This window comes from Mycobacterium sp. RTGN5, from assembly GCF_033804465.1.
In the GTDB taxonomy this organism is placed as follows: Bacteria; Actinomycetota; Actinomycetes; order Mycobacteriales; family Mycobacteriaceae; genus Mycobacterium.
In genome coordinates, this window is sequence record NZ_JAPZLA010000002.1 from 152,099 (window position 1) to 175,408 (window position 23,310).

General features: G+C 68.0%; 23 protein-coding genes. 12 read left to right on the forward strand and 11 right to left on the reverse strand.

From position 1 onward, the window contains the following. Window positions 1–109 precede the first annotated feature (109 nt). The 3 genes from SLQ31_RS13295 (at window position 110) to SLQ31_RS13305 (ending at window position 2,753) form a co-directional block, all read left to right on the forward strand. Window positions 110–451, forward strand: a complete 342-nt coding sequence (locus SLQ31_RS13295; RefSeq protein ID WP_319434612.1) for an oxidoreductase — start codon at window positions 110–112, stop codon at window positions 449–451. Beyond that, the gene (locus SLQ31_RS13300) at window positions 451–2,199 is read left to right on the forward strand and encodes an SDR family oxidoreductase (RefSeq protein WP_319433293.1); all 1,749 of its coding nucleotides are present in this window, start codon (window positions 451–453) and stop codon (window positions 2,197–2,199) included. The genes SLQ31_RS13295 and SLQ31_RS13300 overlap by 1 nt, the downstream gene beginning before the upstream one ends. Before the next feature lie 83 nt (window positions 2,200–2,282). Next, window positions 2,283–2,753, forward strand: a complete 471-nt coding sequence (locus SLQ31_RS13305; RefSeq protein ID WP_319433295.1) for a nuclear transport factor 2 family protein — start codon at window positions 2,283–2,285, stop codon at window positions 2,751–2,753. A 21-nt stretch (window positions 2,754–2,774) separates the two neighbouring features. On the opposite strand, the gene SLQ31_RS13310 is transcribed toward SLQ31_RS13305, so the two are convergent. Further along, window positions 2,775–4,289, reverse strand: coding sequence for a leucyl aminopeptidase (locus SLQ31_RS13310; RefSeq protein WP_319433297.1), 1,515 nt, complete (start codon window positions 4,287–4,289; stop codon window positions 2,775–2,777). 40 nt (window positions 4,290–4,329) lie between these two features. Between SLQ31_RS13310 and gcvT the strand changes: the two genes are divergently transcribed. Continuing rightward, window positions 4,330–5,433 carry a glycine cleavage system aminomethyltransferase GcvT gene (gene gcvT, locus SLQ31_RS13315; RefSeq protein ID WP_319433299.1) on the forward strand — a complete coding sequence of 368 codons (1,104 nt, stop codon included), beginning with the start codon at window positions 4,330–4,332 and terminating at the stop codon, window positions 5,431–5,433. A 61-nt stretch (window positions 5,434–5,494) separates the two neighbouring features. After that, complete coding sequence (locus tag SLQ31_RS13320) at window positions 5,495–6,601, forward strand: branched-chain amino acid aminotransferase (protein ID WP_319433301.1); 1,107 nt, start codon at window positions 5,495–5,497, stop codon at window positions 6,599–6,601. Here the strand turns inward: SLQ31_RS13320 and SLQ31_RS13325 are convergent. The 5 genes from SLQ31_RS13325 to SLQ31_RS13345 form a co-directional block, all read right to left on the reverse strand. Then, window positions 6,594–7,883, reverse strand: a complete 1,290-nt coding sequence (locus SLQ31_RS13325; protein ID WP_319433303.1) for a diguanylate cyclase — start codon at window positions 7,881–7,883, stop codon at window positions 6,594–6,596. The genes SLQ31_RS13320 and SLQ31_RS13325 overlap by 8 nt on opposite strands. A gap of 72 nt (window positions 7,884–7,955) precedes the next feature. Then, window positions 7,956–8,702 carry an adenosylcobinamide-GDP ribazoletransferase gene (locus SLQ31_RS13330; protein WP_319433305.1) on the reverse strand — a complete coding sequence of 249 codons (747 nt, stop codon included), beginning with the start codon at window positions 8,700–8,702 and terminating at the stop codon, window positions 7,956–7,958. A 2-nt stretch (window positions 8,703–8,704) separates the two neighbouring features. After that, complete coding sequence (cobT, locus tag SLQ31_RS13335; RefSeq protein ID WP_413642039.1) at window positions 8,705–9,754, reverse strand: nicotinate-nucleotide--dimethylbenzimidazole phosphoribosyltransferase; 1,050 nt, start codon at window positions 9,752–9,754, stop codon at window positions 8,705–8,707. Continuing rightward, window positions 9,754–10,281 (reverse strand): bifunctional adenosylcobinamide kinase/adenosylcobinamide-phosphate guanylyltransferase, encoded by a 528-nt coding sequence (locus SLQ31_RS13340; RefSeq protein WP_319433308.1) that lies wholly within the window; start codon window positions 10,279–10,281, stop codon window positions 9,754–9,756. Before SLQ31_RS13340 ends, cobT begins: the two co-directional genes overlap by 1 nt. A 14-nt stretch (window positions 10,282–10,295) precedes the next feature. Next, window positions 10,296–10,949, reverse strand: a complete 654-nt coding sequence (locus SLQ31_RS13345) for a DUF3043 domain-containing protein (RefSeq protein ID WP_413642041.1) — start codon at window positions 10,947–10,949, stop codon at window positions 10,296–10,298. Window positions 10,950–10,972: 23 nt separating this feature from the next. On the opposite strand from SLQ31_RS13345, the gene SLQ31_RS13350 reads away from it, so the two are divergent. Then, on the forward strand, window positions 10,973–12,055 hold the full coding sequence (locus SLQ31_RS13350) for a glycerate kinase (protein ID WP_319433310.1): 1,083 nt from the start codon (window positions 10,973–10,975) through the stop codon (window positions 12,053–12,055). Between the two features lie 80 nt (window positions 12,056–12,135). After that, window positions 12,136–12,495, forward strand: coding sequence for an iron-sulfur cluster assembly accessory protein (locus SLQ31_RS13355; protein ID WP_319433313.1), 360 nt, complete (start codon window positions 12,136–12,138; stop codon window positions 12,493–12,495). A gap of 42 nt (window positions 12,496–12,537) precedes the next feature. On the opposite strand, the gene SLQ31_RS13360 is transcribed toward SLQ31_RS13355, so the two are convergent. Further along, a complete protein-coding gene (locus SLQ31_RS13360) occupies window positions 12,538–13,170 on the reverse strand; it encodes a hypothetical protein (protein ID WP_319433315.1) in 633 nt (210 codons plus the stop codon). Between the two features lie 148 nt (window positions 13,171–13,318). Here SLQ31_RS13360 and SLQ31_RS13365 point away from each other — a divergent pair, with 148 nt between their 5' ends. Next, on the forward strand, window positions 13,319–14,293 hold the full coding sequence (locus SLQ31_RS13365; protein WP_319434618.1) for a carbohydrate kinase family protein: 975 nt from the start codon (window positions 13,319–13,321) through the stop codon (window positions 14,291–14,293). On the opposite strand, the gene asnB is transcribed toward SLQ31_RS13365, so the two are convergent. Further along, a complete protein-coding gene (gene asnB, locus SLQ31_RS13370) occupies window positions 14,290–16,221 on the reverse strand; it encodes an asparagine synthase (glutamine-hydrolyzing) (protein WP_319433317.1) in 1,932 nt (643 codons plus the stop codon). The genes SLQ31_RS13365 and asnB overlap by 4 nt on opposite strands. Window positions 16,222–16,331: 110 nt before the next feature. On the opposite strand from asnB, the gene SLQ31_RS13375 reads away from it, so the two are divergent. From SLQ31_RS13375 to SLQ31_RS13390, 4 genes are all read left to right on the forward strand, one after another. Further along, window positions 16,332–17,375: a cytochrome c oxidase subunit II gene (locus SLQ31_RS13375; RefSeq protein WP_319433319.1), complete on the forward strand. Its 1,044-nt coding sequence runs from the start codon at window positions 16,332–16,334 to the stop codon at window positions 17,373–17,375. A 10-nt stretch (window positions 17,376–17,385) separates the two neighbouring features. Continuing rightward, window positions 17,386–17,805 (forward strand): cytochrome c oxidase subunit 4, encoded by a 420-nt coding sequence (locus SLQ31_RS13380; protein ID WP_319433321.1) that lies wholly within the window; start codon window positions 17,386–17,388, stop codon window positions 17,803–17,805. A 175-nt stretch (window positions 17,806–17,980) separates the two neighbouring features. Next, entirely contained in the window at window positions 17,981–18,805 is an 825-nt protein-coding gene (locus SLQ31_RS13385) for an MmpS family transport accessory protein (RefSeq protein WP_319433323.1), read from the forward strand. Next, window positions 18,805–19,503: a DUF2561 family protein gene (locus tag SLQ31_RS13390; protein ID WP_319433325.1), complete on the forward strand. Its 699-nt coding sequence runs from the start codon at window positions 18,805–18,807 to the stop codon at window positions 19,501–19,503. The genes SLQ31_RS13385 and SLQ31_RS13390 overlap by 1 nt, the downstream gene beginning before the upstream one ends. 127 nt (window positions 19,504–19,630) lie before the next feature. Here the strand turns inward: SLQ31_RS13390 and SLQ31_RS13395 are convergent, their stop codons facing one another. Genes SLQ31_RS13395 through SLQ31_RS13405 form a run of 3 tightly spaced genes read right to left on the reverse strand, consistent with a single transcriptional unit; the run spans window position 19,631 to window position 23,300 of the window. Next, window positions 19,631–21,304 carry a cytochrome bc complex cytochrome b subunit gene (locus tag SLQ31_RS13395; RefSeq protein ID WP_319433327.1) on the reverse strand — a complete coding sequence of 558 codons (1,674 nt, stop codon included), beginning with the start codon at window positions 21,302–21,304 and terminating at the stop codon, window positions 19,631–19,633. Next, a complete protein-coding gene (locus SLQ31_RS13400) occupies window positions 21,301–22,461 on the reverse strand; it encodes a ubiquinol-cytochrome c reductase iron-sulfur subunit (protein WP_319433330.1) in 1,161 nt (386 codons plus the stop codon). The genes SLQ31_RS13395 and SLQ31_RS13400 overlap by 4 nt, the downstream gene beginning before the upstream one ends. Beyond that, window positions 22,458–23,300 carry a cytochrome c gene (locus SLQ31_RS13405; protein WP_319433332.1) on the reverse strand — a complete coding sequence of 281 codons (843 nt, stop codon included), beginning with the start codon at window positions 23,298–23,300 and terminating at the stop codon, window positions 22,458–22,460. Before SLQ31_RS13405 ends, SLQ31_RS13400 begins: the two co-directional genes overlap by 4 nt. Window positions 23,301–23,310 lie beyond the last annotated feature (10 nt).

Here is a 23,310-nt window from a genome sequence, read left to right on the forward strand (position 1 = left end):
CGTCGTATACCCATCCTGTCATTGCCGAGCCACTCACATGCACTCAGGGCGAGGTGTGTTTTCTCTGGCACCATCGATGGAAAGAACCACTGAGAGGAGTGCGTGGGAGTTGGGGCTGTTCGACAGGTTCCGGCCCGGTAGCCGGGGCGAATCAGATGTTGCCGCCGACCAAAAGCATCTGCGGGATTGGGCCGCGCTGCGCACCGGGGTCGAGGCATTCGTCGAGCCCAAGACCAGCGTCACGCCGTTGACCATCGTGCTGGTGGCCGCCGACGGTGAGTGGACCCGCCGCCCCGCAGGCGGCCCGGCCGGTGCCCGCAGGCTCGGCGAGCAGCTCGCCATACCCGTGTACGACGTGCAGAAAGTCGGGTATCCGCAGCGGATGCGCGACTATGACGCCCGACGGCGGATCGAACGCCGTCGTGAACGAGATCGAGATCTGGAGTCCTGATGACCATGCGTTATGTCGACAGCAACGACGGAACCCGCCTCGCGGTCTACGAGGAGGGCAACCCGCAGGGACCGACCCTCGTCCTGGTCCACGGCTGGCCCGACTGCCATGCGCTGTGGGATGGCGTGGTGCCGCTGCTGGCCGACAAGTTCCGGATCATCCGCTACGACAACCGGGCCGCGGGCGCGTCCTCGGGACCCAAGTCATTCTCGTATTACACGATGGCCCATCTCGCTGACGACTTCGCCGCCGTGATCGCCGAACTCAGTCCCGGGCAGCCGGTGCACGTGCTGGCCCACGACTGGGGATCGGCCACCATGTGGGAGTACGTGGCCCGCCCCGAGGCCGCCGACCGGGTGGCGTCCTTCACCTCGGTGTCCGGCCCCGGCGCCGATCACTTCAGCCGCTATGTCCGCGACGGCCTCAAGCGGCCGTACCGGCCGAAGTTGTTCGCCCGCGCGCTGTCTCAGGCCGCCCACCTCAGCTACATGTCGGCATTCTCGGTACCGGTGCTGGCCCCCGCGCTGATGCGAGCCGCCGCCGCGCCACTGAAGCTGATGCTGACCCGGGGCATCCCCGTCGAGCAGCGGCACTACGGACAGACCTACACCGCCGATGCCGTCAACGGCTTGAAGATCTACCGCGCCAACTTCTTTCACTCGCTGCTTCGCGTCCGCAACGACCGCTACGTCGAGGTCCCGGTGCAGGTGATCGTCAATCTCGACGACCCGTACGTGCGGCCCCACGTCTATGACGACACCGCCCGCTGGGCGCCGCGCTTGTGGCGCCGCGACATTCGCGCCAAGCATTGGTCGCCGTTCTCCCACCCGCAGGTGCTGGCCGCGGCGGTGACCGAGCTGGCCGAACACCTCGACGGCAAGCCGGCCAGTCGCGCGCTACTGCGCGCCCAGGTCAACCGGCCGCGAAAGCAGTTCGGCGACAAGCTCGTATCGGTCACCGGTGCGGGCAGCGGCATCGGGCGCGAGACGGCGCTGCTGTTCGCCCGGCTGGGTGCCGAGGTGGTGGTCAGTGACCTCAACGAGGCCGGTGTGAAGAAGACCGCCGCGGACATCACCGCAGGCGGCGGCGTCGCGCACTCCTACGTGCTCGACGTCTCGGACGCCGACGCCGTCGAGGAGTTCGCCCAGCGCGTATGCCGTGACCACGGCGTGCCCGACGTCGTGGTGAACAACGCAGGCATCGGCCAGGCGGGCTCATTCCTGGACACCCCCGCGCAGGAGTGGGATCGGGTGCTCGACGTGAACCTCGGCGGCGTCGTCAACGGCTGCCGGTCGTTCGCCCAGCGGATGGTCGACCGCGGTCTCGGCGGGCACGTCGTCAACGTGTCCTCGATGGCGGCGTACGCGCCGCTGCAGGCCATGAACGCGTACTGCACATCGAAAGCGGCGGTGTACATGTTCTCCGATTGCCTGCGCGCCGAATTGGATTCCGCCGGAATCGGATTGACGACCATCTGCCCGGGCGTGATCAACACGAACATCATCCATACCACCCGCTGGGATGCGCCCGAGGGCAAGGCCGGTGCGGTGGCGGCGCGGCAGAAGCAGGTCGCCGCCGGGTTCGACAAGCGCGGCTACGGCCCGGAGAAGGTGGCCAAGGCGATCGTCGACTCCGTCGTGAAGAACAAGGCGGTCCGGCCCGTGGCACCAGAGGCCTACCTGCTGTACGGCACGTCGCGCATCGCCCCGCAGGTGATGCGCAGCACCGCCCGCCAGAAGCTCATCTAACGCTCGCTCTACCAGCTAGCAGGTAGAGCGTTATGGCGGCCTGCGGTGATGCCAGTCGCGAGCTCGGCTGCCAGGGTCGAGCCATGACCGAGACCACGCGCACCCGCTTGGCGCTGCCGTGCTTCGACCTCGACTCCGCGCTGGCCAAAGTGCAGGCCGCCGAGGACTCCTGGAACACCCGCGATCCCTGGCATGTCGCACTGGGCTTTTCGCCGGATTCGGTGTGGCGCTACCGCGACACCTTTGTCACCGGACGTGACCAGATCGTCGACTTCCTGATCGCGAAGTTTCGGCGCGAACACTCCTACGCATTGCGCACGGGACTGTGGGCGTTCCACGACAACCACATTGCCGTGCGGTTCCAGTACGAGTGGCACGACGAGGCCGGGCAGTCGTGGCGCAGCTACGGCAACGAACTGTGGGAATTCGACGCCCACGGTCTCAACTGCCGCCGCGAGGCCTCCATCAACGAGGTGCGCATCGGCGAGGAGGAGCTGCGCATCTTCAGTCCGCGTCCCCCCGCGGAGCACGGTATCGATTTTCCGCTGCACTAGCCGTTGGGACTTCCCGCTGCGCTAGCCGTTGGCGGCAATGTCCTCCAGGACCGCGAACATCGTCCGCGTCGGCACCCCGGTGCCGCCCTTGCCGGTGTATCCCCACGGGCCGGACGTGTTGTACGCCGGCCCGGCGACGTCGATATGCACCCATTGCACGTCTTCGGCGACGAACTCACGCAGGTAGACCCCGGCGACCAGCATGCCGGCGAACCGCTGCGCGCTGACGTTGGCGAGGTCGGCCACAGAGGACTTGAGGTCGTCTTTCAATTCGTCGGGCAGCGGCATCGCCCAGCCGTTCTCGCCCTCGTCCTGCGAGATCCGGGCCACCCGGTCGCGGAAGTCGTCGCTGCCCATCACGCCGGGGATCCTGGCGCCCAGCGCGACGGTCTGGGCGCCGGTCAGCGTCGAGGTCTCGATCAGGTAGTCCGGGTCGTCCTCGCAGGCCCGCACGATGGCGTCGGCCAGGATCAGCCGCCCCTCGGCGTCGGTGTTGAGCACCTCGACGGTGATCCCGCCGTACTGGGTCAGCACGTCACCGGGACGTTGCGCCGTCGATGACGGCATGTTCTCGGCCATCGGCACCGTGGCGATCACGTCGATCGGCAGCCCCTGCTTGGCGGCCAGCACCACCGTGGCGATCACCGCTGCGGCCCCACCCATGTCCGAGGTCATGTGGTGCATCGAGGCGGCCGGCTTGATCGAGATGCCTCCGGTGTCGAATGTGATGCCCTTGCCAACCAGCGCGACGGTTTTGGCCTTCTTGCCCTTACCCCCGCGGTGAGTCAGTCGCACCAGCCGCGGTGGGCGGGACGAGCCCTTGCCCACGCCGATGATGCCGCCGAAGCCGGCCTTGGCCAGCGCCTTGTCATCGAGTACCTCGACCTCCAGGCCGACCGCCTCGCCCAAAGCCTTGGCGCGCTTGGCGAATTCGCCAGGGAACAGGTGGCTCGGCGGGGTGTTGACGAAATCGCGGGCGGTGGCCACTGCGGTCGCGATGTCGGTGGCCCGTGCCGCGTCCTTCTTGGCGCCGGCCGCGGTGCTCAGCGCGACGATCTTGCCAAGGGCCGCTTCCTTCGGCGCGGTCTTGGCGCTGCGGAATTCGGTGAACCGGTAGCTCCCCAGGATCAGCCCCTCGATCGCGGCCTCCAGGTGCAGCTCGGTCAGCGTGGTGATCACGGTCTCCACTCCGGACAGCGACCGGGCCGCCACCCCGGCCGCGCGCCGGATGACGTCGGCCGGCCACTCGTCACGGTCGGCACCGAGCCCGACGGTCAGCACGCTGCCCACCGCGAGCGACGGCACGTGCAGGCGGGTGACCTGCTCGGGGCCGCCCTTGGCGCCCAGGGCCCGCAGGCTCACCTGGATTTCGCCGATGGCCTCGGCGTCGAGGAACGGGCCGCCGACGACCGTGGCGGAGCCGTCGCCGTCGGGGTCGGTCACGACCGGGACGATCAACACCGCACCCAAGGCGCGCTTGGGCAGCGTGGTCGCGACGGTGACGGTGGGGGCTAGGTAGCCGGCTTCAGTGCTCACGAGGATTCACACTAATCGCGGGGGATTAGTGTTGTTGGCCGTGACCGACACATCAGGCCTGCTGCATGGGCCGCTCGACAGTCAGCACCGCGCGCTGGGCGCCACCTTCGCGTCGTTCGGAGGCTGGCTGATGCCGGTGTCCTACGCCGGAACGGTCGGCGAGCACACCGCCACCCGCGAAGCCGTCGGCCTGTTCGACGTCAGCCATCTGGGCAAGGCGCTGGTGGTCGGCCCCGGCGCCGCGGACTTCGTGAACTCCGCCTTGACCAACGACCTGCACCGGATCGGCCCCGGCAAGGCGCAGTACACCCTGTGCTGCACGCCGGACGGCGGGGTGATCGACGACCTCATCGCCTATTACGTCAGCGACGACGAGATCTTCCTGGTGCCCAACGCCGCCAATACCGCCGCCGTGGTCGAGGCCTTGCAAGCGGCTGCGCCACTTGGCATTTCGATCACCAATGAGCATCGCTCGTATGCCGTACTCGCCGTCCAGGGCCCCCGCTCCGCCGATGTGCTCGCCAAGCTTGGCTTGCCCACCGACATGGACTACATGGGCTATGCCGACGCCACGTACTCCGGTGTGCCGGTGCGGGTCTGCCGCACCGGGTACACCGGCGAGCAGGGCTACGAGCTGTTGCCGCCGTGGGACTCCGCGCCGGTGGTGTTCGACGCCCTGGTGGCCGAGGTACAGGGCGCCGGTGGACAACTCGCCGGGCTGGGCGCACGCGACACCCTGCGCACCGAGATGGGCTACCCCCTGCACGGCCACGAGCTGTCACTGGACATTTCGCCGCTGCAGGCCCGCTGCGGCTGGGCGATCGGCTGGAAGAAGGACGCGTTCTGGGGCCGCGAGGCCCTGCTGGCCGAGAAGCAGGCCGGCCCGCGCCGTCTGCTGCGCGGCCTGCGCGCGACCGGCCGGGGCGTGCTGCGTCCCGATCTGAGCGTGCTCAATGGCTCCGAGACGGTGGGCGTCACGACATCGGGCACGTTCTCGCCGACGCTGAAAGTCGGTATCGCGCTTGCCCTCATCGACGCCGACGCCGGAATCGACGACGGTGCCCTGGTCAACGTCGACGTCCGCGGCCGCCCATTGGAGTGCGAGGTGGTCAAGCCGCCTTTCGTCGAGGTCAAAACTCGGTAGCGGCGGGCAGGAGCGAAGCGACCTGGGGAATTGAGTAGCGGCCCGGTCTACAATTTCTGCTATGACAGACGGTCCCCTCGAGTTCACGGTTGAGCGCAACGCGAATCCGGCGAGCGACGAGGTACGGGCTGACATCCTGGCCGATCCAGGCTTTGGCCGGTTCCACACCGACCACATGGTGTCGGTGCTCTACACCGACGAACTGGGGTGGCATGACGCGCGCGTCATGCCGTACGGCCCGATCGAGCTGGATCCGTCGGCCATCGTCCTGCACTACGCGCAGGAGATTTTCGAGGGCCTCAAGGCCTACCGGTGGGCGGACGGAGCGATCGTGTCGTTCCGTCCGGAGGCCAACGCGGCGCGGCTGCGCAGCTCGGCGCGGCGGCTGGCGATCCCGGAGCTGCCCGAGGAGCTGTTCGTCGAATCCCTGCGTCAGCTGATTGCCGTCGACGACCAGTGGGTGCCGCCCGCCGGCGGCGAGGCGTCGCTGTACCTGCGGCCGTTCGTGATCGCCACCGAGCCCGGCCTGGGGGTACGGCCGGCCACCGAATACCGCTACCTGGTCATCGCCTCACCGGCCGGCGCTTACTTCAAGGGCGGGATCAAACCGGTCAGCGTGTGGCTGTCCACCGAATACGTGCGCGCCAGCCCGGGCGGCACCGGTGCGGCAAAATTCGGCGGCAACTATGCCGCCTCGCTGCTGGCGCAAGCCGAAGCGACCGCGCACGGCTGCGATCAGGTGGTGTGGCTCGACGCGATCGAACGCCGCTACATCGAGGAGATGGGCGGGATGAACCTGTTCTTCGTCTTCGGTAGCGGCGGCTCGGCACGGCTGGTCACCCCGGAGCTGTCCGGCTCGCTGCTGCCCGGGATCACCCGTGATTCGCTGCTGCAACTGGCCAGCGACGCCGGCTACGGCGTCGAGGAACGCAAGATCGACGTCGAGGAATGGCGCAAGGGCGCGGCCGCCGGGGAGATCACCGAGGTGTTCGCCTGCGGCACCGCAGCCGTCATCACCCCGGTCTCACACGTCAAGTACGGCGACGGCGACTTCACCATCGCCGACGGGCAGCCCGGTGAGGTGACGATGGCGTTGCGCGACACGCTCACCGGCATCCAGCGCGGCACCTTCGCCGACACACACGGCTGGATGGCCAGGCTCAGCTAGCCAGGCCCGCCCGCACGGTGTTACGTCCCGACCCCTTGGCTGCATAGAGCGCCTCGTCGGCGCGGGCCACCCACGACGTCACATCGTCCTGCCGGGTGGCCTCGGCGACCCCGATGCTCACCGTCACCGCGCCGGCGTCGATGAACGGGGTGTCCGCGATCGTGGCGCGAATGTTTTCGGCGATGCGCACACCATCCGGTAATGCGCAGTTACGCAACAGGATGACGAATTCCTCACCGCCCCAACGGGCCACCATGTCGGTATCTCGACTGACGGCAGCCAGGCGCCGGCCAAACTCGACGAGGACCCGGTCACCGGCCTGATGCCCCCGGGTGTCGTTGATGGTCTTGAAGTTGTCGACGTCGAGCATCAACAGCGACAGCGACTGGCCATCGTCGTGGGACGCGCTCAGGTCGGCGGACAGCAGCTCCTCACCGTGGCGCCGGTTCCACACGCCGGTCACCGGGTCGGTGACGGCCAACCGCCTCAGCTCGGCCTCGAATACCTTGCGTTCCGTGATGTCCCGGGTGACGCCGAGGATTTCCAGGACCCGCCCTTCCTGATCGAGGTGGGGGATGACCTGCATCTCGGCGGACACCTTTGAGCCATTCTTGTGAAAGAACTCGTGTTCCAGACGAAAGGGCGGCAGCTCGGTGCCGTTCTCGGCCGCGGCAAGCGCGCTGCGGAAGTACTTCCGAACGCTGTCGGCGGATTTCGGGGGATAGAACTGCTCGAGTGACTGGGTCATCGTCTCCTCCACGGTGACCCCGCGCAGCCTTTCGATGGCGGGACTGACGTAGGTCACGGTGCCGTTCACCGCCGCTGTCCACACCACGTCCCAGGCGTTTTCGACGAGGAGGCGGTAGCGCTCCTCGGACTGCCGGAGTTCGGCCTCCACGGCATGCAACTGGGTCACGTCGCGGGTCGCGCCCTCCAAGACCACTGAGCCGTCCTCGCGCTGTCGCGACCGGATGAATGTCCGTCCGTAGACCGGGCTCCCGTCTCGGTGTCGCCAGCTCAGTTCGATGTTCGTCTCTTCGCCAGGGGCCAGCGCCAGGAGCTGCTCAAGCAGATCCATCTGTGCGGCGTTGATCCCACCCAGCACGACCTCGGGGTTGGCGGCTGCTTCGGCCGCCGTCCAGCCGAGCAGGTTCTCGGCGGCGCCGTTGAGGTATTCGAAAGCCAGGTCCGGTTTCACTCGCAAGGCGAAGAACACCGTTGCGCTGCTGTTGGCCAACTGCTCGAACCAATGCGAATCGGGCGTCCCGTCCGATATGCCCATTGGCCACCCCCTGCCTATGCCCGAATCTAATTCGGTTTGCTGGCCCCGCGCCGCAATTCGGGCAGATCGCCGTCAGGCACGGGCCACCAGACCGATGATCACCCATGTCGTCGTCAGCTCGATCACCGCGCCCAGCACGTCGCCGGTGATACCGCCGAACCGTCGCACACAATGAGCCACCAGGATTGCGGCCAGCCCCAGCGCGACCAGCACCACCAGCGGTCCCTGCCACACCCTCGGCGTGGCCACCGTCGCGAGCCCGGCCACGAGCAGGCCCCAGACCAGCACAACCGCCAATGGTTGACTGCCCGCGACCTGTTTGCCCAGCACGCTGCCGTCGGCCGCGGGCACTCCGCGCCGGCACGCCAGCACCGCGGCCACCCGCCCGGTAGCCAGCGCGGTCACGACCGCGAGCAGCCCGGTCCAGCTCGACGGTGCCGTGGCGAACGCCAGCGCCTGGGCGGCCACCACCACGACGACGGCCGCGACGCCGAACGGGCCTGCCGTTCCGTCCCGCATCACCTGCAGTGCGCGTTCCGGCGGTCCGTAGCAACCCAATCCATCGATCGTGTCGGCGAGCCCGTCGATGTGCAGGCCCCGGGTGGCGAGCAGCAGCACGGCGACGGCCAGTACCCCGGCCAGTGGGTTGTGCGCACCGAAGGCCCACGCACCGCCCCATAGCGCCGCGGCGGCGAGCGCGCCGAGCGTCGCGCCGACAATCGGCAGCGCCGTCATCGTCGAACGGCCGACCACCTCACCGTGCAGTGGGACCGGCAACACCGTCCCGAAGGCGAAAGCGGTTGCCAGCGAACGAAACACAGTCAGTCCGACGCGCGTTCGGAGACGCCGGCGCCCTCGAAGGTGGCCATCGACGCCAGCGTCGCGACGGCCGCGCGCAGGATCGGCAGCGCCACCGCGGCGCCGGTGCCCTCGCCAAGGCGCAGGCCCAGATCCACGATCGGAACCAAATCCAGATGGGCCAGCGCCAGCGTGTGCGCCGGCTCGGTCGACCGATGCCCGGCCTGCCACCAGGCCCGCGCCCCGGGCGCCATGCGATCGGCGACCAGCGCCGCAGCCGTGACGACCACGCCGTCGAGCAGCAGGGGAGTGCGCCGCACCGCGGCCTGCGCGCAGAACCCGGCCATCGCGGCCAGGTCCGCGCCGCCGCAGGTGCGCAACAGCCCGACCGGATCGGGGCGAAACTGCCTGGCCCTAAACATCGCATCGCGCACCGCCGCCGTCTTGCGCACCCACGCGGCGTCGTCGATACCCGTGCCGCGGCCCACCACCGCCACCGGCTCGGTGTCGGTGAGCGTGGCGATCAACGCCGTCGCGGCGGTGGTGTTCCCGATGCCCATGTCACCGGCGATCAACAGATCCGCACCGGCGTCGACCTCGGCGTCGGCCAGCTGGCGGCCGGCGTCCAGCGCGGCGACAACCTCCTCGGCGCTGAGCGCATCCTCGAGGGCGATGTTGCCGCTGGAACGACGAACCTTGTGCGCGCCGATTGCCTCGGTCAGCGGCTGCTCGCAGTCCACCGCGATGTCGACGACGCGTACCGACGCGCCCGCGATGCCGGCCAGCACGTTGATCGCCGCGCCGCCGGCGTCGATGTTGGCCACCATCTGCGCGGTGACCTCCGGCGGGTAGGCCGACACCCCCGTGCGGGCCACCCCGTGGTCACCGGCGAACACCACCACCCGGGCGTGCTCGAATTGTCTTGGCGGACAGAGTCCTTGGCAGCTGGCCACCCACACCGAGAGATCTTCGAGCCGGCCAAGGGCGCCGGCCGGTTTGGTGAGAATGTCCTGTCTGCGCTGTGCCGCCGCTGCGGCACTGGAGTCTGGCGGTGTGACCGCGGGGAAATCCATCAGTTCAACGCCTTCGTCGGTTTGACCCAGACCGGTAGTCCCGCAACCACCAGGACCACCTGCTCACAGCACTGGGCGAGTCGTTGGTTGAGTGTGCCGAGCTCGTCTGTGAAGCGCCTGGCAGACGCGGTCGCGGCCACCACGGTCAGGCCCACCTCCGGGCTGACCAACGCCAGCGGGGCAGAGAATCCGTCGACGGCGCCGACCAGCTCGTCGACGTCGGCGGCCACCGAACCGCCATCCCACCCGCGGCGGTCCAGCGCGGCGGTCAGCCAGCCGCCCAGATCGTCGACCAGGGTCGCGGTGTGCGGACCGTCGCGCAAAAGTGCCGCCACATCAGTGGTTTCAACGGTGCTCCACGATGCCGGCCGCCGATCGCGATGCTCGGCGACCCGCTGCGCCCAGGCCGGATCGGCGTCGGCGGACGCACCGGTGGCGACATAGCGCACCGAGGACTCGCCGGCCATGATCTCTTCAGCCCATCGTGACTTGCCCGACCTGATTCCGCCGAGCACCAGCGTGCGCACTCCGTCTGGTCGGCTCAGGCGACCTTGGCGCCGCGGTCGACCTGCGGTCGCGGTGCGCGCATACGGCGGATTTGGGAAGCGCGGCCCGCCGCGTACATCCCCAGCTTGAACGAGCCTTCGCTGTTATCCGGGTACTTGGCGTTGACAGCCCTGTTGACCTTGCGGCCCAACAGGACTCCGTCGATCGCCATGACCAACATCAACACCAGCATCGCCGGGGAGATGAACAGCTGGACCTGCGGCACGGCGAGCATCACGAAGATCAGGCCCAGCGCGGCGGGCATGAACAGGCCGAGGACATTGCGCCGCGAGTCGACGATGTCGCGCGCATAGCGTTTCACCGGACCTTGGTCGCGGGGGAGCAGGTAGGCCTCTTCGCCGGCCATCATCCGCTCGCGCCGCTGGTTCATCGCGGTGCGCCGCTGAGCCTTGTCGGCCTGGCGCTCCTCTTTGGTCAGCGTGGCGCGCATCTCCTTGCGACGCTTGCGTGCCTCGCCCGATGTCATCGGTGCCGGGGCGACCGGCCCGCGGCGCTTGGCGGACTCGTTGCGCTTCGGGGTCGGCTTGCCCTTGGGTGCGGTGGTGCCCCCCAATACGACGGGTTCGTCGGCGTCGATTGGTTCGGCGTTGGCGTCGCCATCGTCTTTCTTGCGGCCCAGCAGCTTCACGCGTGCCAGGTTACCCTGCAGGAATGCGGGTGCTGATCGCGCCGGACTGTTACGGCGACAGCCTGACCGCCGTCGAAGCCGCCGAGTCCATCGCCGCGGGTTGGCGCCAAGCCCGGCCGTCCGACGAACTCACCCTGGCGCCGCAGTCCGACGGCGGCCCTGGCTTTGTGGGCGTGCTGGCCAGCCGACTCGGTGAGGTTCACCACACCCGGGTTTCCGGTCCGCTGACCGACGTCGTCGATGCCGAATGGGTGTATGACCACGAGACCTCGACGGCCTACATCGAGTGCGCGCAGGCCTGCGGTCTGGCGCTGCTGGGCGGCCCGCCGACCCCGGACACCGCGGTCGCCGCGCACAGCCACGGGGTGGGCCAGCTCGTCGATGCCGCGCTGGATGCCGGCGCGAACCGGATCGTCGTGGGCCTGGGCGGCAGCTCCTGCACGGACGGCGGGCGCGGGCTCATCGAGGCGCTCGGTGGTCTTGCCCAGGCCAAGGAGAAGCTGACCGGCATCGAGCTGATCGCCGCCACCGACGTCGAACACCCGCTGCTGGGCCCGATGGGCGCGGCGCGGATCTTCGGCCCTCAGAAGGGCGCCGACCCGGCGACCGTGGAGCTCCTCGAGCAGCGGATGACGGCGTGGGGGGCCGAACTCGACGCGCTGGCCGGTGACACGGTCAGCCCGCAACCCGGCGCGGGAGCGGCCGGGGGATTAGGTGCCGCACTGCTGGCACTTGGCGGCCGGCGCGAGTCCGGGGCGGCCGTCATCGCTGAATTCACCGGGCTGGCCGGGGACATCGCTGCCGCCGACATGATCGTCACCGGAGAGGGCCGGTTCGACGACCAGTCCCTGCACGGCAAGGTGGTCAGCGCGCTGGCCGGCGGCGCCCTGACCCGCGGCATCCCGGTGCTGGTGCTCGCCGGGCAGGTCACCCTGGGGCCGGCGGTGCTGGATGAGGCGGGGATCACCGCCGCGCACGCGATCGCCGACTACGCCGGGTCGGTGCAGGTCGCGATCGACGACGCCGCCAACCAGCTCACCGGACTGGCCCGCCGGACCGCAGCCGGGCTCGGGGAAGCCGGGGCCGTCGCATCAACTCGGGAATAGTGCCCGGACAAGGTACCGTTGACCAGGTGGGCTAACACCTCACGGCAACCCACACAGACATCAGCTTTTAGGGAGACGCAATGACTGTTTCCGATCAGTCGACCACGACCGAGACCCACGGCGCGGTCCTGACCGACGCGGCGGCCGCCAAGGCCAAGGCACTGCTGGACCAGGAGGGCCGCGACGACCTGGCGCTGCGGATCGCCGTCCAGCCCGGTGGCTGCGCCGGCCTGCGCTACAACCTGTTCTTCGACGACCGCACCCTCGACGGCGACCTGATCAGCGAGTTCGGCGGCGTCAACCTGACCGTCGATCGGATGAGCGCGCCCTACATCCAGGGCGCCACGATCGACTTCGTCGACACCATCGAGAAGCAGGGCTTCACGATCGACAACCCCCAAGCCACCGGCTCCTGCGCCTGCGGCGACTCGTTCAATTAAGCAGCTCTTCCACTCGCCCCGTTTTTTGCGACGGCCGTCCAGTCAGTACTGGGCGGCCGTTCGCAATAGATACGAGCAGACCAGCAGCTGATTGCCCTGCCGCAGCAACTGCGCCACACCCTGCTCCTCGCCGCGACTGCCGCGTGAGCCCGATGACGCCACCTTGATGGTGAACAACACCTGGGCCTGGTAGTTCGACCACGGCACGATCGAATCGATCGAGGTCACCTCGGCCCCGGAGAACTGCCTGCGGAACGCATCGCTGGCCAACCGCGCCAGCGCCAGATCGGACTTGCGGTCCTTCACCCCGTCGTACATGCCGCACAGGTTGTTGCGTGCGACGGCCTCGGTATCGCCCTTGGACAGCGCGGTCAGGTAGTTCGTGATCGCCGTCTTGGCCGACGCCTCGGTGAATCCGCCGGCCGCCGTCGTGCTCGCCGGCCCGGTGCGGATGAGCAGGACCGCCGCCACGATGACACCCACCAGCACCAGCGCGACCAGGCCCAGCCACAGCCCTAGGCGCCGGCGCGGCTTCGGGTACGCCACCGGTGGCGGCAACGCCCCCGGGTACACGCCGGGGTAGGGGCCTTGGGTGGGCATTCCTGGCCGGCCGTACGGCTCGTCGGGATACGGCTCGGCCCCGACCTGCTGATGCGGCGGAATCGGGCCAGCCATCGATAAGTCTCCCTGGGATCTTCGCGGAGGCCGAAACTTCAAGCACCCGCCGCAGCGGGGCCGATGCCGGGCCATATAGTCGGCTCTTGTACGCAGGCTAGCGCACCGAGCGTGCTAGTCCCACTAGCGAATGAAGGGCGGGCACAACGTGGCGATCGCGGTGACCGGATCCATTGCCACCGACCACCTGATGCGGTTTCCCGGGCGGTTCTCCGAACAGCTCCTGGCAGAGCATCTGCAGAAGGTGTCGCTGAGCTTCCTGGTCGACGATCTGGTGGTGCATCGCGGCGGCGTCGCGGGCAACATGGCCTACGCGATGGGTCTGCTCGGTGGCAACCCGACGCTGGTCGGCGCTGTCGGCTCGGACTTCGACGAGTACCGGCAGTGGCTGGAATCGCACGGTGTGGACACCTCCCACGTGCTGGTGTCGAAGACCGCCTACACCGCGCGGTTTGTCTGCACCACCGATGAGGACATGGCCCAGATCGCGTCGTTCTACCCGGGTGCGATGTCAGAAGCCCGCGATATCAAGCTTGCCGATCTCGTAGAGCGAAGCGGCGCACCGGAATTGGTGATTGTCGGCGCCAACGACCCGGAGGCGATGTTCCTGCACACCGAGGAGTGCCGCAAGCTGGGTCTGGCGTTCGCCGCCGACCCCAGCCAGCAGCTGGCCCGGCTCTCCGGTGACGAGATCCGCCGGCTCATCGACGGCGCCACGTATCTGTTCACCAACGACTACGAGTGGGACCTGTTGCTGCAGAAGTCCGGCTGGTCGGAAGCCGAAGTGATGAGCCAGATTCAGCTGCGCATCACCACGCTGGGCCCCAACGGGGTCGACCTCGTCGGCCGTGACGGCACTTTCATCCACGTCGATGTGGTGCCCGAGACGCAGAAGGACGACCCGACCGGTATCGGCGACGCCTTCCGTGCCGGATTCCTCACCGGCCGCGACGCCGGCCTGAGCCTGGAACGCGCCGCGCAGTTCGCGTCGCTGGTCGCCACCCTGGTGCTGGAAGCGCCGGGTCCGCAGGAGTGGACCTGGGACCGCAACGCCGGGATCGCGCGCATCAGGGACGCCTACGGTGACGAGGCGGCCGACGAGATTGCCGCGGCAATCGCTTAGAGCTGGACGGGGTACTGCGGTTCGCTGATCGTCGGCACCACGCTCTTCTCGACGAAGATCGCGTGCCACAGCATGAAGATCAGCACCGTCCACAGCCGTCGGCTGTGATCGCTGTCCCCGGCGCGGTGCGCATCGAGCATGGCGCGCACCGCGGGGATGTCGACGAGATGGCCGGCCTGCGAGGCGTCGATCATGCCGTAGGCCCAGTCCATCAGCTCGCCCGCGCGCAGCCAGTGCCGGATCGGCACCGGGAAGCCAAGCTTGGCCCGGTTCAGCACGTGCGGCGGCACGATCGGCTCCAGCGCGCGGCGCAGTGCGTACTTGGTGGTGGTGCGGGTGATCTTCTGGTCGTAGGGCAGCCGGGAGGCCACCGCGAACACCTCGGGGTCCAGGAACGGCACCCGCAGTTCCAGCGAGTTGGCCATCGTCATCTTGTCGGCTTTGACCAGGATGTCGCCGCGCAGCCAGGTGAACAGATCGATGTGCTGCATCCGGGCGACCGGGTCCCAGCCGGCCGACTCGGCGTAGACCGGTGCGGTGACGTCGGTGTGCGTCCAGCCCGGATCGAAACCGGGCAGCACAGCGCGCAGCTGCTCGTCGGAGAAGCTGCGGGCGTTGCCGTAATAGCGCTCCTCGAGGGTCAGCGAGCCCCGATGCAGCAGGCTCTTGCCGCGCATGCCTTCCGGCAACGGCCGCGACGCCCGGCCCAGCGACTTGCGGACCGGCCGGGGGAGATAGTCGAAAGGCTTGAGCGACAACGGTTCCCGGTAAATCGTGTACCCGCCGAACAGCTCGTCGGCGCCCTCGCCGCTCAACACCACCTTGACGTGTTTGCGGGCCTCCCTGGCGATGAAGAACAACGGCACCAGCGCCGGGTCGGCAACGGGTTCGTCGAGATACCAGACGATTTCGGGCAGCGCGGCCACGAACTCGGCCTGGCTGACCACCTTGGCCACGTGCCGCGCGCCGATCGCCTCGGCCGACGCGACGGCCACGTCGACCTCGGAGAAGCCTTCCCGCTCGAACCCGGTGGTGAAGGTGATCAGGCGCGGATTGTGCCGGATGGCCAGCGCGGCGATCGCGGTCGAATCGATACCGCCGGACAGGAACGCCCCGACCGTCACATCGGCGCGCATGTGCTTGGCGACCGAGTCCTCCAGGACCGCGGTGATCTCGTCGTAGCGGTCCTGCTCACGCCCCGCCACGAAGGGGGCCGCCGAGAACCGGGGGACAAAGTAGCGGTGGACCCGTGGCTGCTCGCCGGGGCGGATGACCGCGTAGCAGCCCGACTCGAGCCGGCGGATGCCGCGGTGCAGCGTCTCGGGCTCGGGCACATACTGCAGCACCGTGTAGTGCTGCAGCGCCCGCACATCCAGCGACTCGTCGAAGCCGACGTCGGCGGCCAGGCCGAGTAGGCACTTCTTCTCACTGCCGACCGCGGTGCCCGCCGACCCGGTGGCCATGAACAGCGGCTTGATGCCGAATGGGTCGCGGGCGCAGAACAATTCCTGGTTTGTGGTGTCCCACAGCGCGAACGCGAACATGCCGCGCAGCCGGCTCAGCGCCGCGGTGCCCCAGTGGTGATAGGCGGCCACGATCGCCTCGCCGTCGCCGTCGGTCGCGAACACCGCGCCGAACTCGGACTGCAACTCCGCACGCAATTCCAGGTAGTTGTAGATCTCGCCGTTGAACACCAGGACGTAGCGGTCGGGTTCATCCGGCGGACCCCAGCGCAGCGGCTGATGGGAGTGGGCGATGTCGATGATCGAGAGCCGGTTGAACCCGAGCACAACCCGGTCGTCCGACCAGGTTCCGGGCTCGTCGGGCCCCCGGTGGCGCATGAGATGCGACGCGCCCGCCACGGCTTCCACGATGGGCGGGGTGACGGCGACTGCGGGGTCTGTAACCAGGGCCAGCAGTCCGCACACCGGGCCTAGTATGCCGCAACCCAGCGATCAACCGGGCTGGGTGTTCGGGTGTGGTCTACGCTGCGTAGTATTCGTTTCGCGAAAAGTTCCCGCGAGCAGGAGGCGCCTACGTGAAGACCCGCGGTTCCCGAATTCGGGTACTGGCGTTAGCCGTCACCTTCGGTGCGCTGGCGCTCGCTCTCAGCGGGTGCAGCTACGAGGAAGTGTTCGGCCTGGGCTGGCCCAAGGGCATCACCCCCGAGGCGCAGACCAACCGCGACTTGTGGGTCTGGTCGGTCATCGCCGCGTTCGCGGTCGGCATCATCGTGTGGGGCCTGACCTTCTGGGCGATGGCTTTCCACCGCAAGAAGAAGGGGACGCCCGACGACGCGGAGCTGCCTCGCCAGTTCGGCTACAACATGCCGCTGGAGTTGGCGCTCACGATCATCCCGTTCCTGATCATCTCCGTGCTCTTCTACTTCACAGTCGTCGTGCAGGAGAAGATGATGCACCGGGATCCCAATCCCGAGGTCGTCATCGACGTCACGGCCTTCCAGTGGAACTGGAAGTTCGGCTACCAGAAGATCGACTTCAAGGACGGCACGCTCGACTACGACGGTGCCGACGCGGCGCGCAAGGCCGCGATGGTCTCCAAGCCCGAGGGTGTCGACGCCCACGGCGAGGAGAAGGTCGGCGCGGTGCGCGGCCTGAACCCGCAGGACCGCACGTACCTGAACTTCGACAAGGTCGAGACGCTGGGCACCAGCAACGAGATCCCGGTGCTCGTGTTGCCGGCCGGCAAGCGCATCGAGTTCCAGATCGCCTCCGCCGACGTCATCCACTCGTTCTGGGTGCCGGAGTTCCTGTTCAAGCGTGACGTCTTCCCGAACCCGGAAGCCAACCACACCGAGAACAAGTTCCAGGTCGCCGAGATCACCGAGACCGGCGCGTTCGTCGGGCGCTGCGCGGAGATGTGCGGCACGTACCACTCGATGATGAACTTCGAGGTCCGGGTGGTCTCGCCCAACGACTTCAAGGCCTACCTGCAGGCGCGGACCGCCGGCAAGACCAATGCCGAGGCACTGCAGTCGATCAACCAGTCACCGGTGGCCACCACCACCCACCCGTTCGACACCCGTCGGGGCGAGCAAGTGATCCCGCAGGCGAGCAAGTAGGGGACCGCAGATGCATATTGAAGCCAGGCTCTTCGAAATCCTGACCGCCTTTTTCGTCCTCGCGGCGATCGTTTACGGCGTGCTCACCGCGATGTTCCAGTACGGCGGCATCGAGTGGGCCGGCACCACCGGGCTGGTGCTCACCGCCGGTCTGTCGCTGCTCACCGGCACCTTCTTCCGGTTCGTGGCGCGTCGCCTGGACACCCGCCCCGAGGACTACGAGGACGCTGAAATCAGCGACGGCGCAGGGGAGTTGGGTTTCTACGCGCCGCACAGCTGGTGGCCCATCCTGATTGCGCTGTCGTTTTCGACCGCCGCGGTCGGCGCCGCTCTGTGGCTGCCCTGGCTGATCGCGGCCGGTGTGGTCTTCGTGATCGCGGCGGTGTGCGGTCTGGTGTTCGAGTACTACATCGGACCCGAGAAGCACTGAGCGACTCGGCGTAGGTCACAATCGAGATATCACTTCGCGCCAACGGTGTGCTGCTCCCTACCCTGCCTGCCCGGTTGGGTAGGGTCTTGCCAGGGCAACGGGAGCCGTGGGCACGCTACGTGCCAGTCCTTGGCCCGCGTGCCGCGGTGATGTAGTCGAAAGAGGACAGGCGAGCATGAGCGGGCCGAATCCGCCGGATGAGGAGTCGGGCGACCGGGGTGAGACACCCACCGGTACCGGCTTTGAGGCCTATTCCGCGCCGGAATCCGAGCAGTACACCGCCGGTCCCTTCGTCGCGCCCGACCCCGCGCTCTACGACTACGACACCTACGACGCGGGTACCGAGTACCTCGAAGAGGCTCAGCCGCCGAGGTGGCCGTGGGTTGTCGGGATCACCGCGATCGTGGCCGCCGTCGCGCTGGTGGTGTCGGTGTCGCTGCTGGTGACCAGTACAGACAGCAACAAGCTGGCCACCCCGGCGACCACCACGACCGTCAAGCCCCCGCCGGTGCAGGACGAGATCATCACCACCACGCCGCCACCGCCGCCGCCACCCCCGCCGGTGACGACCGAGGAGCCGCCACCGCCGCCCCCTGAGACGGTGACGGTGACCACGGAACCCCCACCACCACCGCCACCACCACCCCCGCCCGCGACGACGGAGGCACCACCACCCGTGACCACGACGACGGCACCGCCGCCCCCGACCACCACGACGGCGCCCGCCGGCCCGCGTCAGGTGACCTACACGGTCACCGGGAGCAAGGCCCCCGGCGACATCATCTCGGTGACTTACGTCGACGCCTCGGGTCGCCAGCGCACCCAGCGCAACGTCTATATCCCGTGGTCACTGACGGTGACACCGATCTCGCAGTCCGATGTCGGCTCGGTCCAAGCGTCCAGTCTGTTCCTGGTCAGCAAGCTGAACTGTTCGATCACGACCAGCGACGGCGTGGTGTTGTCGTCGAATCAGAACAACGCCGCGCAGACTAGTTGCTGATGGCACACGAATCAGAGCTCCCGCTGGCCGGGGCAACGGATGAGGATCGGCGATCACCGGAGACGGTGGACCGCCTGCTGGTGGGTGTGTGTGGCGCAATCTGGCTGGTGCTGCTGGCGGTGACGGTCGTGGCGATCGTCGCGCTGGTCGACATGAGCCGCGGCCACACCGCGGGCAACGACGGCTCGCGCACCCCATGGCTGCTCTACAGCATCATCGCGGTGTCGGCGCTGATCATCGTCGGCGCGATCCCGCTGCTGATCCGGGCCAGGCGCACCGCACTGGCCGATGTGCGGTTCACCCCGCCCAAGCCGCCGGCCCCGGCCGCAGCCGCTCCGGCGGCCCCTGCGCGCGGCAAAGAGGCGCCGACGGAGAAGCTGAAGGTGTTCGGCTCGACGGTGGACCCGTATGAGCGCTATCAGCCCGATTTCGCCCAGTCGTCGGCGTCCCGGCGGGCCGATCCGCTGATTCCGGCCACCGAGCTGGACCGGCTGTGGCTGCGCTGCACGTCCATGCTGGGCGGCGCGATCGGTCTGGCGCTGGTCGGGGTGTCGACCGCAACCTATCTGCTGGCGGTGGACAACGACAGCGCGGCCTGGGTGGCGCTGGGCCTGGCCGCGGTCATCACCATCGCCATGCCTGCTGTCCCGGTGACCTACCTGCGCCAGCTGCACGGCCAGGTGGAGGAGCCGGAGTAGTTTCTGCGCCGAGTGTGCGGCGAGATCGCAATGGCACGTTCGATCGCGATCTGTGTGCACACTCGATGCCTACACAACGAAAGAACCCCCGAGCCTGGCGGCCCGGGGGTTCTTTCGTTGTGTGCCTCTAGTGGTGCTGGCCGTTGCCGTTGCCGTTCGACTCAGCGTCCTGCCATTCGCGCAGTGCGGTGAGCGCCCGGTGCTCGGAGGCGTGTGCGGCCTCGTTGAGCGCAGCATCCTCGGACAAGGGGTCCGCGGTCAGGAAGCTGCCGTGGCCGGTCTGGCCGCCGGAGCCCAGCTTGTTCATCCGCTTGGGCAGTGCCGCCCCCTGGTAATCCAGCGGGATCGGGTGGCCGTGGTCGTCGACCGGGCCCAGCGGCTGGTGCAGCTCGATGTAGGCACCGTGCGGCAGCCGCTTGAGGATGCCGGTCTCGATGCCGTGCTCGAGCACGTCGCGGTCGCTGCGCTGCAGCCCGACTGCCCACCGGTAAGCGATGAAGAAGATCAGCGGCGGCAACACCAGCGAGCCGATGCGGCCGATCCACGTCGTCGCGTTCAGCGAGATATGGAACTTCAGCGCGATGACGTCGTTCATCGCGGCCAGCGTCCAGACCATGTACAGCGAGATGGCCATCGCGCCGATCGCGGTGCGTGTCGGAGCGTCACGCGGGCGCTGCAACAGGTTGTGGTGCGCAGTGTCCCCGGTGAACTTCTTCTCCAGGAACGGGTACGCGATCAGCAGCCCGAACACGATGCCCATGGACATCGCGACCCAGAACGCCGCGGGGATGGTGTGGTGCCAGAAGTACAGCTCCCACGGCGGGAAGATACGGGCCAGGCCTTCCGTCCACATCATGTAGAAGTCGGGCTGGCTGCCGGCCGACACCTGGGACGGCTTGTAGGGGCCGAGTTGCCAGATCGGGTTGATCTGCAGCAGACCGCCCATCAGGCCCAGGATGCCGGTGGTCATCGCGAAGAACGCGCCCGACTTCACCGCGAACACCGGCATGACGCGCACGCCGACGACGTTCTTCTCGGTGCGCCCGGGGCCGGGGAACTGGGTGTGCTTCTGGAACCACACCATCCCCATGTGAACACCGATGAGCGCCAGGATGATGCCCGGGAGCAGCAGGATGTGCAGGGCGTACATCCGGGGGAGCATGGTGCCCACCGTGCTGCACTGGTAGCCGAGTCCGCCGCAGGGGAAGTCGCCACCGAAAAGTGCCCAGTGCAACCAGGTTCCCATGATCGGCACGCTCATCGTGATCGACGAGAGTGCCGCACGCAGGCCGATGCCGGAGAGCAGGTCGTCGGGCAGTGAGTAGCCGAAGTAGCCCTCGAACATGGACAGGATCAGGAGCAGCGAGCCGATCACCCAGTTGGCCTCGCGTGGGCGACGGAACGCGCCGGTGAAGAAGATGCGCGCCAGGTGCACCATGATCGACGCGGAGAACAGCAGCGCCGCCCAGTGGTGGACCTGCCGCACGAACAGGCCACCGCGGACCTCGAAGCTGATGTCGAGGGCGGACGAGAAGGCCTTGGACATCTCCATGCCCCGAAGGGGTTGGTAGACACCCTGATACGTGACTTCGGCCATCGACGGATCGAAGAACAGCGAGAGGTACACGCCGGTCAGCAGCAGCACGATGAAGCTGTACAAGGCGATCTCGCCCAGCAGGAACGACCAGTGCGTGGGGAAGACCTTGTTCAGGATTCCGCGCCGGACCGCCGCCGACGGGTGGTAGCGAGAATCGATCGCGTCGCCCTGCTTGGCCAGGGCATCACCGAGTTTCGGGCTCATGATGTGCGCTCCCAGAATGCGGGTCCGACGGGTTCGGCAAAGTCACCGTTGGCGACCAGATACCCGTCCTCGTTAATCGTGATCGGCAACTGCGCCAGTGCGCGCGCAGCCGGACCGAAGATCGGCCGTGCGAAATGCAGTGCGTCGAACTGCGATTGGTGGCACGGGCACAGGATGCGGTAGGTCTGCTGTTCGTACAGCGAGGCCGGGCAGCCCAGGTGCGAGCAGACCTTCGTGTAGGCGAACAAGTCACCGAAGTTGAAGCTCTCCTGGCCCGCACGCTTGACCACCTTGGCCATGTCGACCGGCTTGATGCGGATCAGCATCACCGGGTTGCGCACGCCCATCGCGATTTCCGAGAGCAGCTCGTGGCTTTCCACGGTGGTGCCGTCGCCGTCGCTCTCGCGCCACGGGAACACCGTCTCCATGCCGCCGGCGTCGACGTCCTCGGGCCGCAGCCTGACGAACGGTGACTGGCCCGGAAGGCCGGTTGACCGAGCGAGGTAGATGGTCTCGCCGGCGTACCGCGGCGTCCAGCCCGAGGTCCACAAGATCGCCTTCTTGCCCTCGGCGGTGGGAACCACCGGCTTCCACGGGTTCTTGATCAGGCCGCCGATGAACGCCACCAGCGTGCCCGCGCCGAACGCGCCGAGCCCGATGCCCAGTGACAGCCCAACCAGCTTGCGCCGCTTGATCGTCGAGCCTTCCAGCCCATCGGTGAGGTTGGCGACCACCGTCTTGCGCTCGATCTCCGGGGAGCTCCCGTCATGGCGGTCCTGGACGGTGATCTCTTCGGGGATGAACCTCTTCTGGAAGAGCACCGCGCCGATGCCGATCGCCAGGATCGACAGGCCGAACGTGAGCCCGTACATCGGGGTGGCGAGGTTGTACCAGAACGCGCCGTCGGAGTCGTCCGGCGTCCATTCCCACGGCCAGAAGATGAACACCACCAGCAGGGCCAGGCCGAACAGGCCGCCCAGCAGCAGCCAGATCGCCACGCCGCGCTCGGCGCGCTTCTCGGCTTTGGTGCCCTCGACCGGCCAGCGCGGCTCCTTGAGGATGATGTCGACGCCGTCGAGCTTGCCGCCGAGCTCGAGGAGCTCCTCGCGTGACATCGCAGCGAGCTGTTCGTCGCTCGGCCGGTTCACGTCACTCATGATGATCTCGCTCCGATCCACAGAGCCACCGCGATCGCGGCGACCATGCCGATAATCCAGATCGCCATACCTTCGGACGACGGTCCGAAGCCACCGAGGCCGTAGCCGCCGGGATCCGGCGCGCGGGTCGCCATGCGGACATAGGCGACGATGTCGCGCTTCTCCTCGGGCGACAGCTGGCGGTCACCGAACTTGGGCATGTTCTGCGGACCGGTCAGCATGGCGGTGTAAATCTGCGCGGGTGTGGCTTCCTCGAGGTCGGGCGCGTACTTGCCCGACGACAGTGCGCCGCCCTTGCCGGTGAAGTTGTGGCACGAGGCGCAGTTGAGCCGGAACAGGTCGCCACCGCGGGCGACGTTGTTGCCGAGCAGCGAATGGTCGGCGACCTGGCCGTTGGCATCCCGCGGAACGAGCGGGCCGCCACCGTTGGCCTGGATGTAGGCGCCGAGCGCGTCGATCTGCGACTCGTCGAAGATCGGGTCCTTGCGCGCGGCCTGGGCTTCGCCGCGCATCGCCGGCATGCGGCCGGTGGAGACCTGGAAGTACACCGCGGCTTCCCCGACGCCGATCAGGCTGGGACCGCGACCCTGCTCACCCTGGAGATTGGCGCCGTGGCAGGTGATGCACGAGGTGTCGAACAACTGCTTACCGGTGCGTAGCAGGGCCGACTGTGATTCGTCGGCGACCGCCACCTGTGGTGTAGGCGTCAGCGTGGCGGCCAGGCCGCCCGCGAGTCCGAGGCCGACCAGCAGCAGCACCCCGCCGGTCAGGCGGCGACGAAGCCGGCGACGCGACTTGTCGCTTATCGGTTCCTTCACCCGCGCCGATCTCTTGAGCATCGAACCCCTT

Excerpts from the sequence above, each read along its gene's own strand:
- SLQ31_RS13300 (WP_319433293.1), top strand. The coding sequence starts at position 451 with ATGACCATGCGTTATGTCGACAGCAACGACGGAACCCGCCTCGCGGTC.
- SLQ31_RS13305 (WP_319433295.1), top strand. The coding sequence starts at position 2,283 with ATGACCGAGACCACGCGCACCCGCTTGGCGCTGCCGTGCTTCGACCTC.
- SLQ31_RS13320 (WP_319433301.1), top strand. The coding sequence starts at position 5,495 with ATGACAGACGGTCCCCTCGAGTTCACGGTTGAGCGCAACGCGAATCCG.
- SLQ31_RS13325 (WP_319433303.1), bottom strand. The coding sequence starts at position 7,883 with ATGGGCATATCGGACGGGACGCCCGATTCGCATTGGTTCGAGCAGTTG.
- cobT (WP_413642039.1), bottom strand. The coding sequence starts at position 9,754 with ATGGATTTCCCCGCGGTCACACCGCCAGACTCCAGTGCCGCAGCGGCG.
- SLQ31_RS13350 (WP_319433310.1), top strand. The coding sequence starts at position 10,973 with ATGCGGGTGCTGATCGCGCCGGACTGTTACGGCGACAGCCTGACCGCC.
- SLQ31_RS13355 (WP_319433313.1), top strand. The coding sequence starts at position 12,136 with ATGACTGTTTCCGATCAGTCGACCACGACCGAGACCCACGGCGCGGTC.
- SLQ31_RS13360 (WP_319433315.1), bottom strand. The coding sequence starts at position 13,170 with ATGGCTGGCCCGATTCCGCCGCATCAGCAGGTCGGGGCCGAGCCGTAT.
- SLQ31_RS13380 (WP_319433321.1), top strand. The coding sequence starts at position 17,386 with ATGCATATTGAAGCCAGGCTCTTCGAAATCCTGACCGCCTTTTTCGTC.
- SLQ31_RS13385 (WP_319433323.1), top strand. The coding sequence starts at position 17,981 with ATGAGCGGGCCGAATCCGCCGGATGAGGAGTCGGGCGACCGGGGTGAG.
- SLQ31_RS13390 (WP_319433325.1), top strand. The coding sequence starts at position 18,805 with ATGGCACACGAATCAGAGCTCCCGCTGGCCGGGGCAACGGATGAGGAT.
- SLQ31_RS13395 (WP_319433327.1), bottom strand. The coding sequence starts at position 21,304 with ATGAGCCCGAAACTCGGTGATGCCCTGGCCAAGCAGGGCGACGCGATC.
- SLQ31_RS13400 (WP_319433330.1), bottom strand. The coding sequence starts at position 22,461 with ATGAGTGACGTGAACCGGCCGAGCGACGAACAGCTCGCTGCGATGTCA.
- SLQ31_RS13405 (WP_319433332.1), bottom strand. The coding sequence starts at position 23,300 with ATGCTCAAGAGATCGGCGCGGGTGAAGGAACCGATAAGCGACAAGTCG.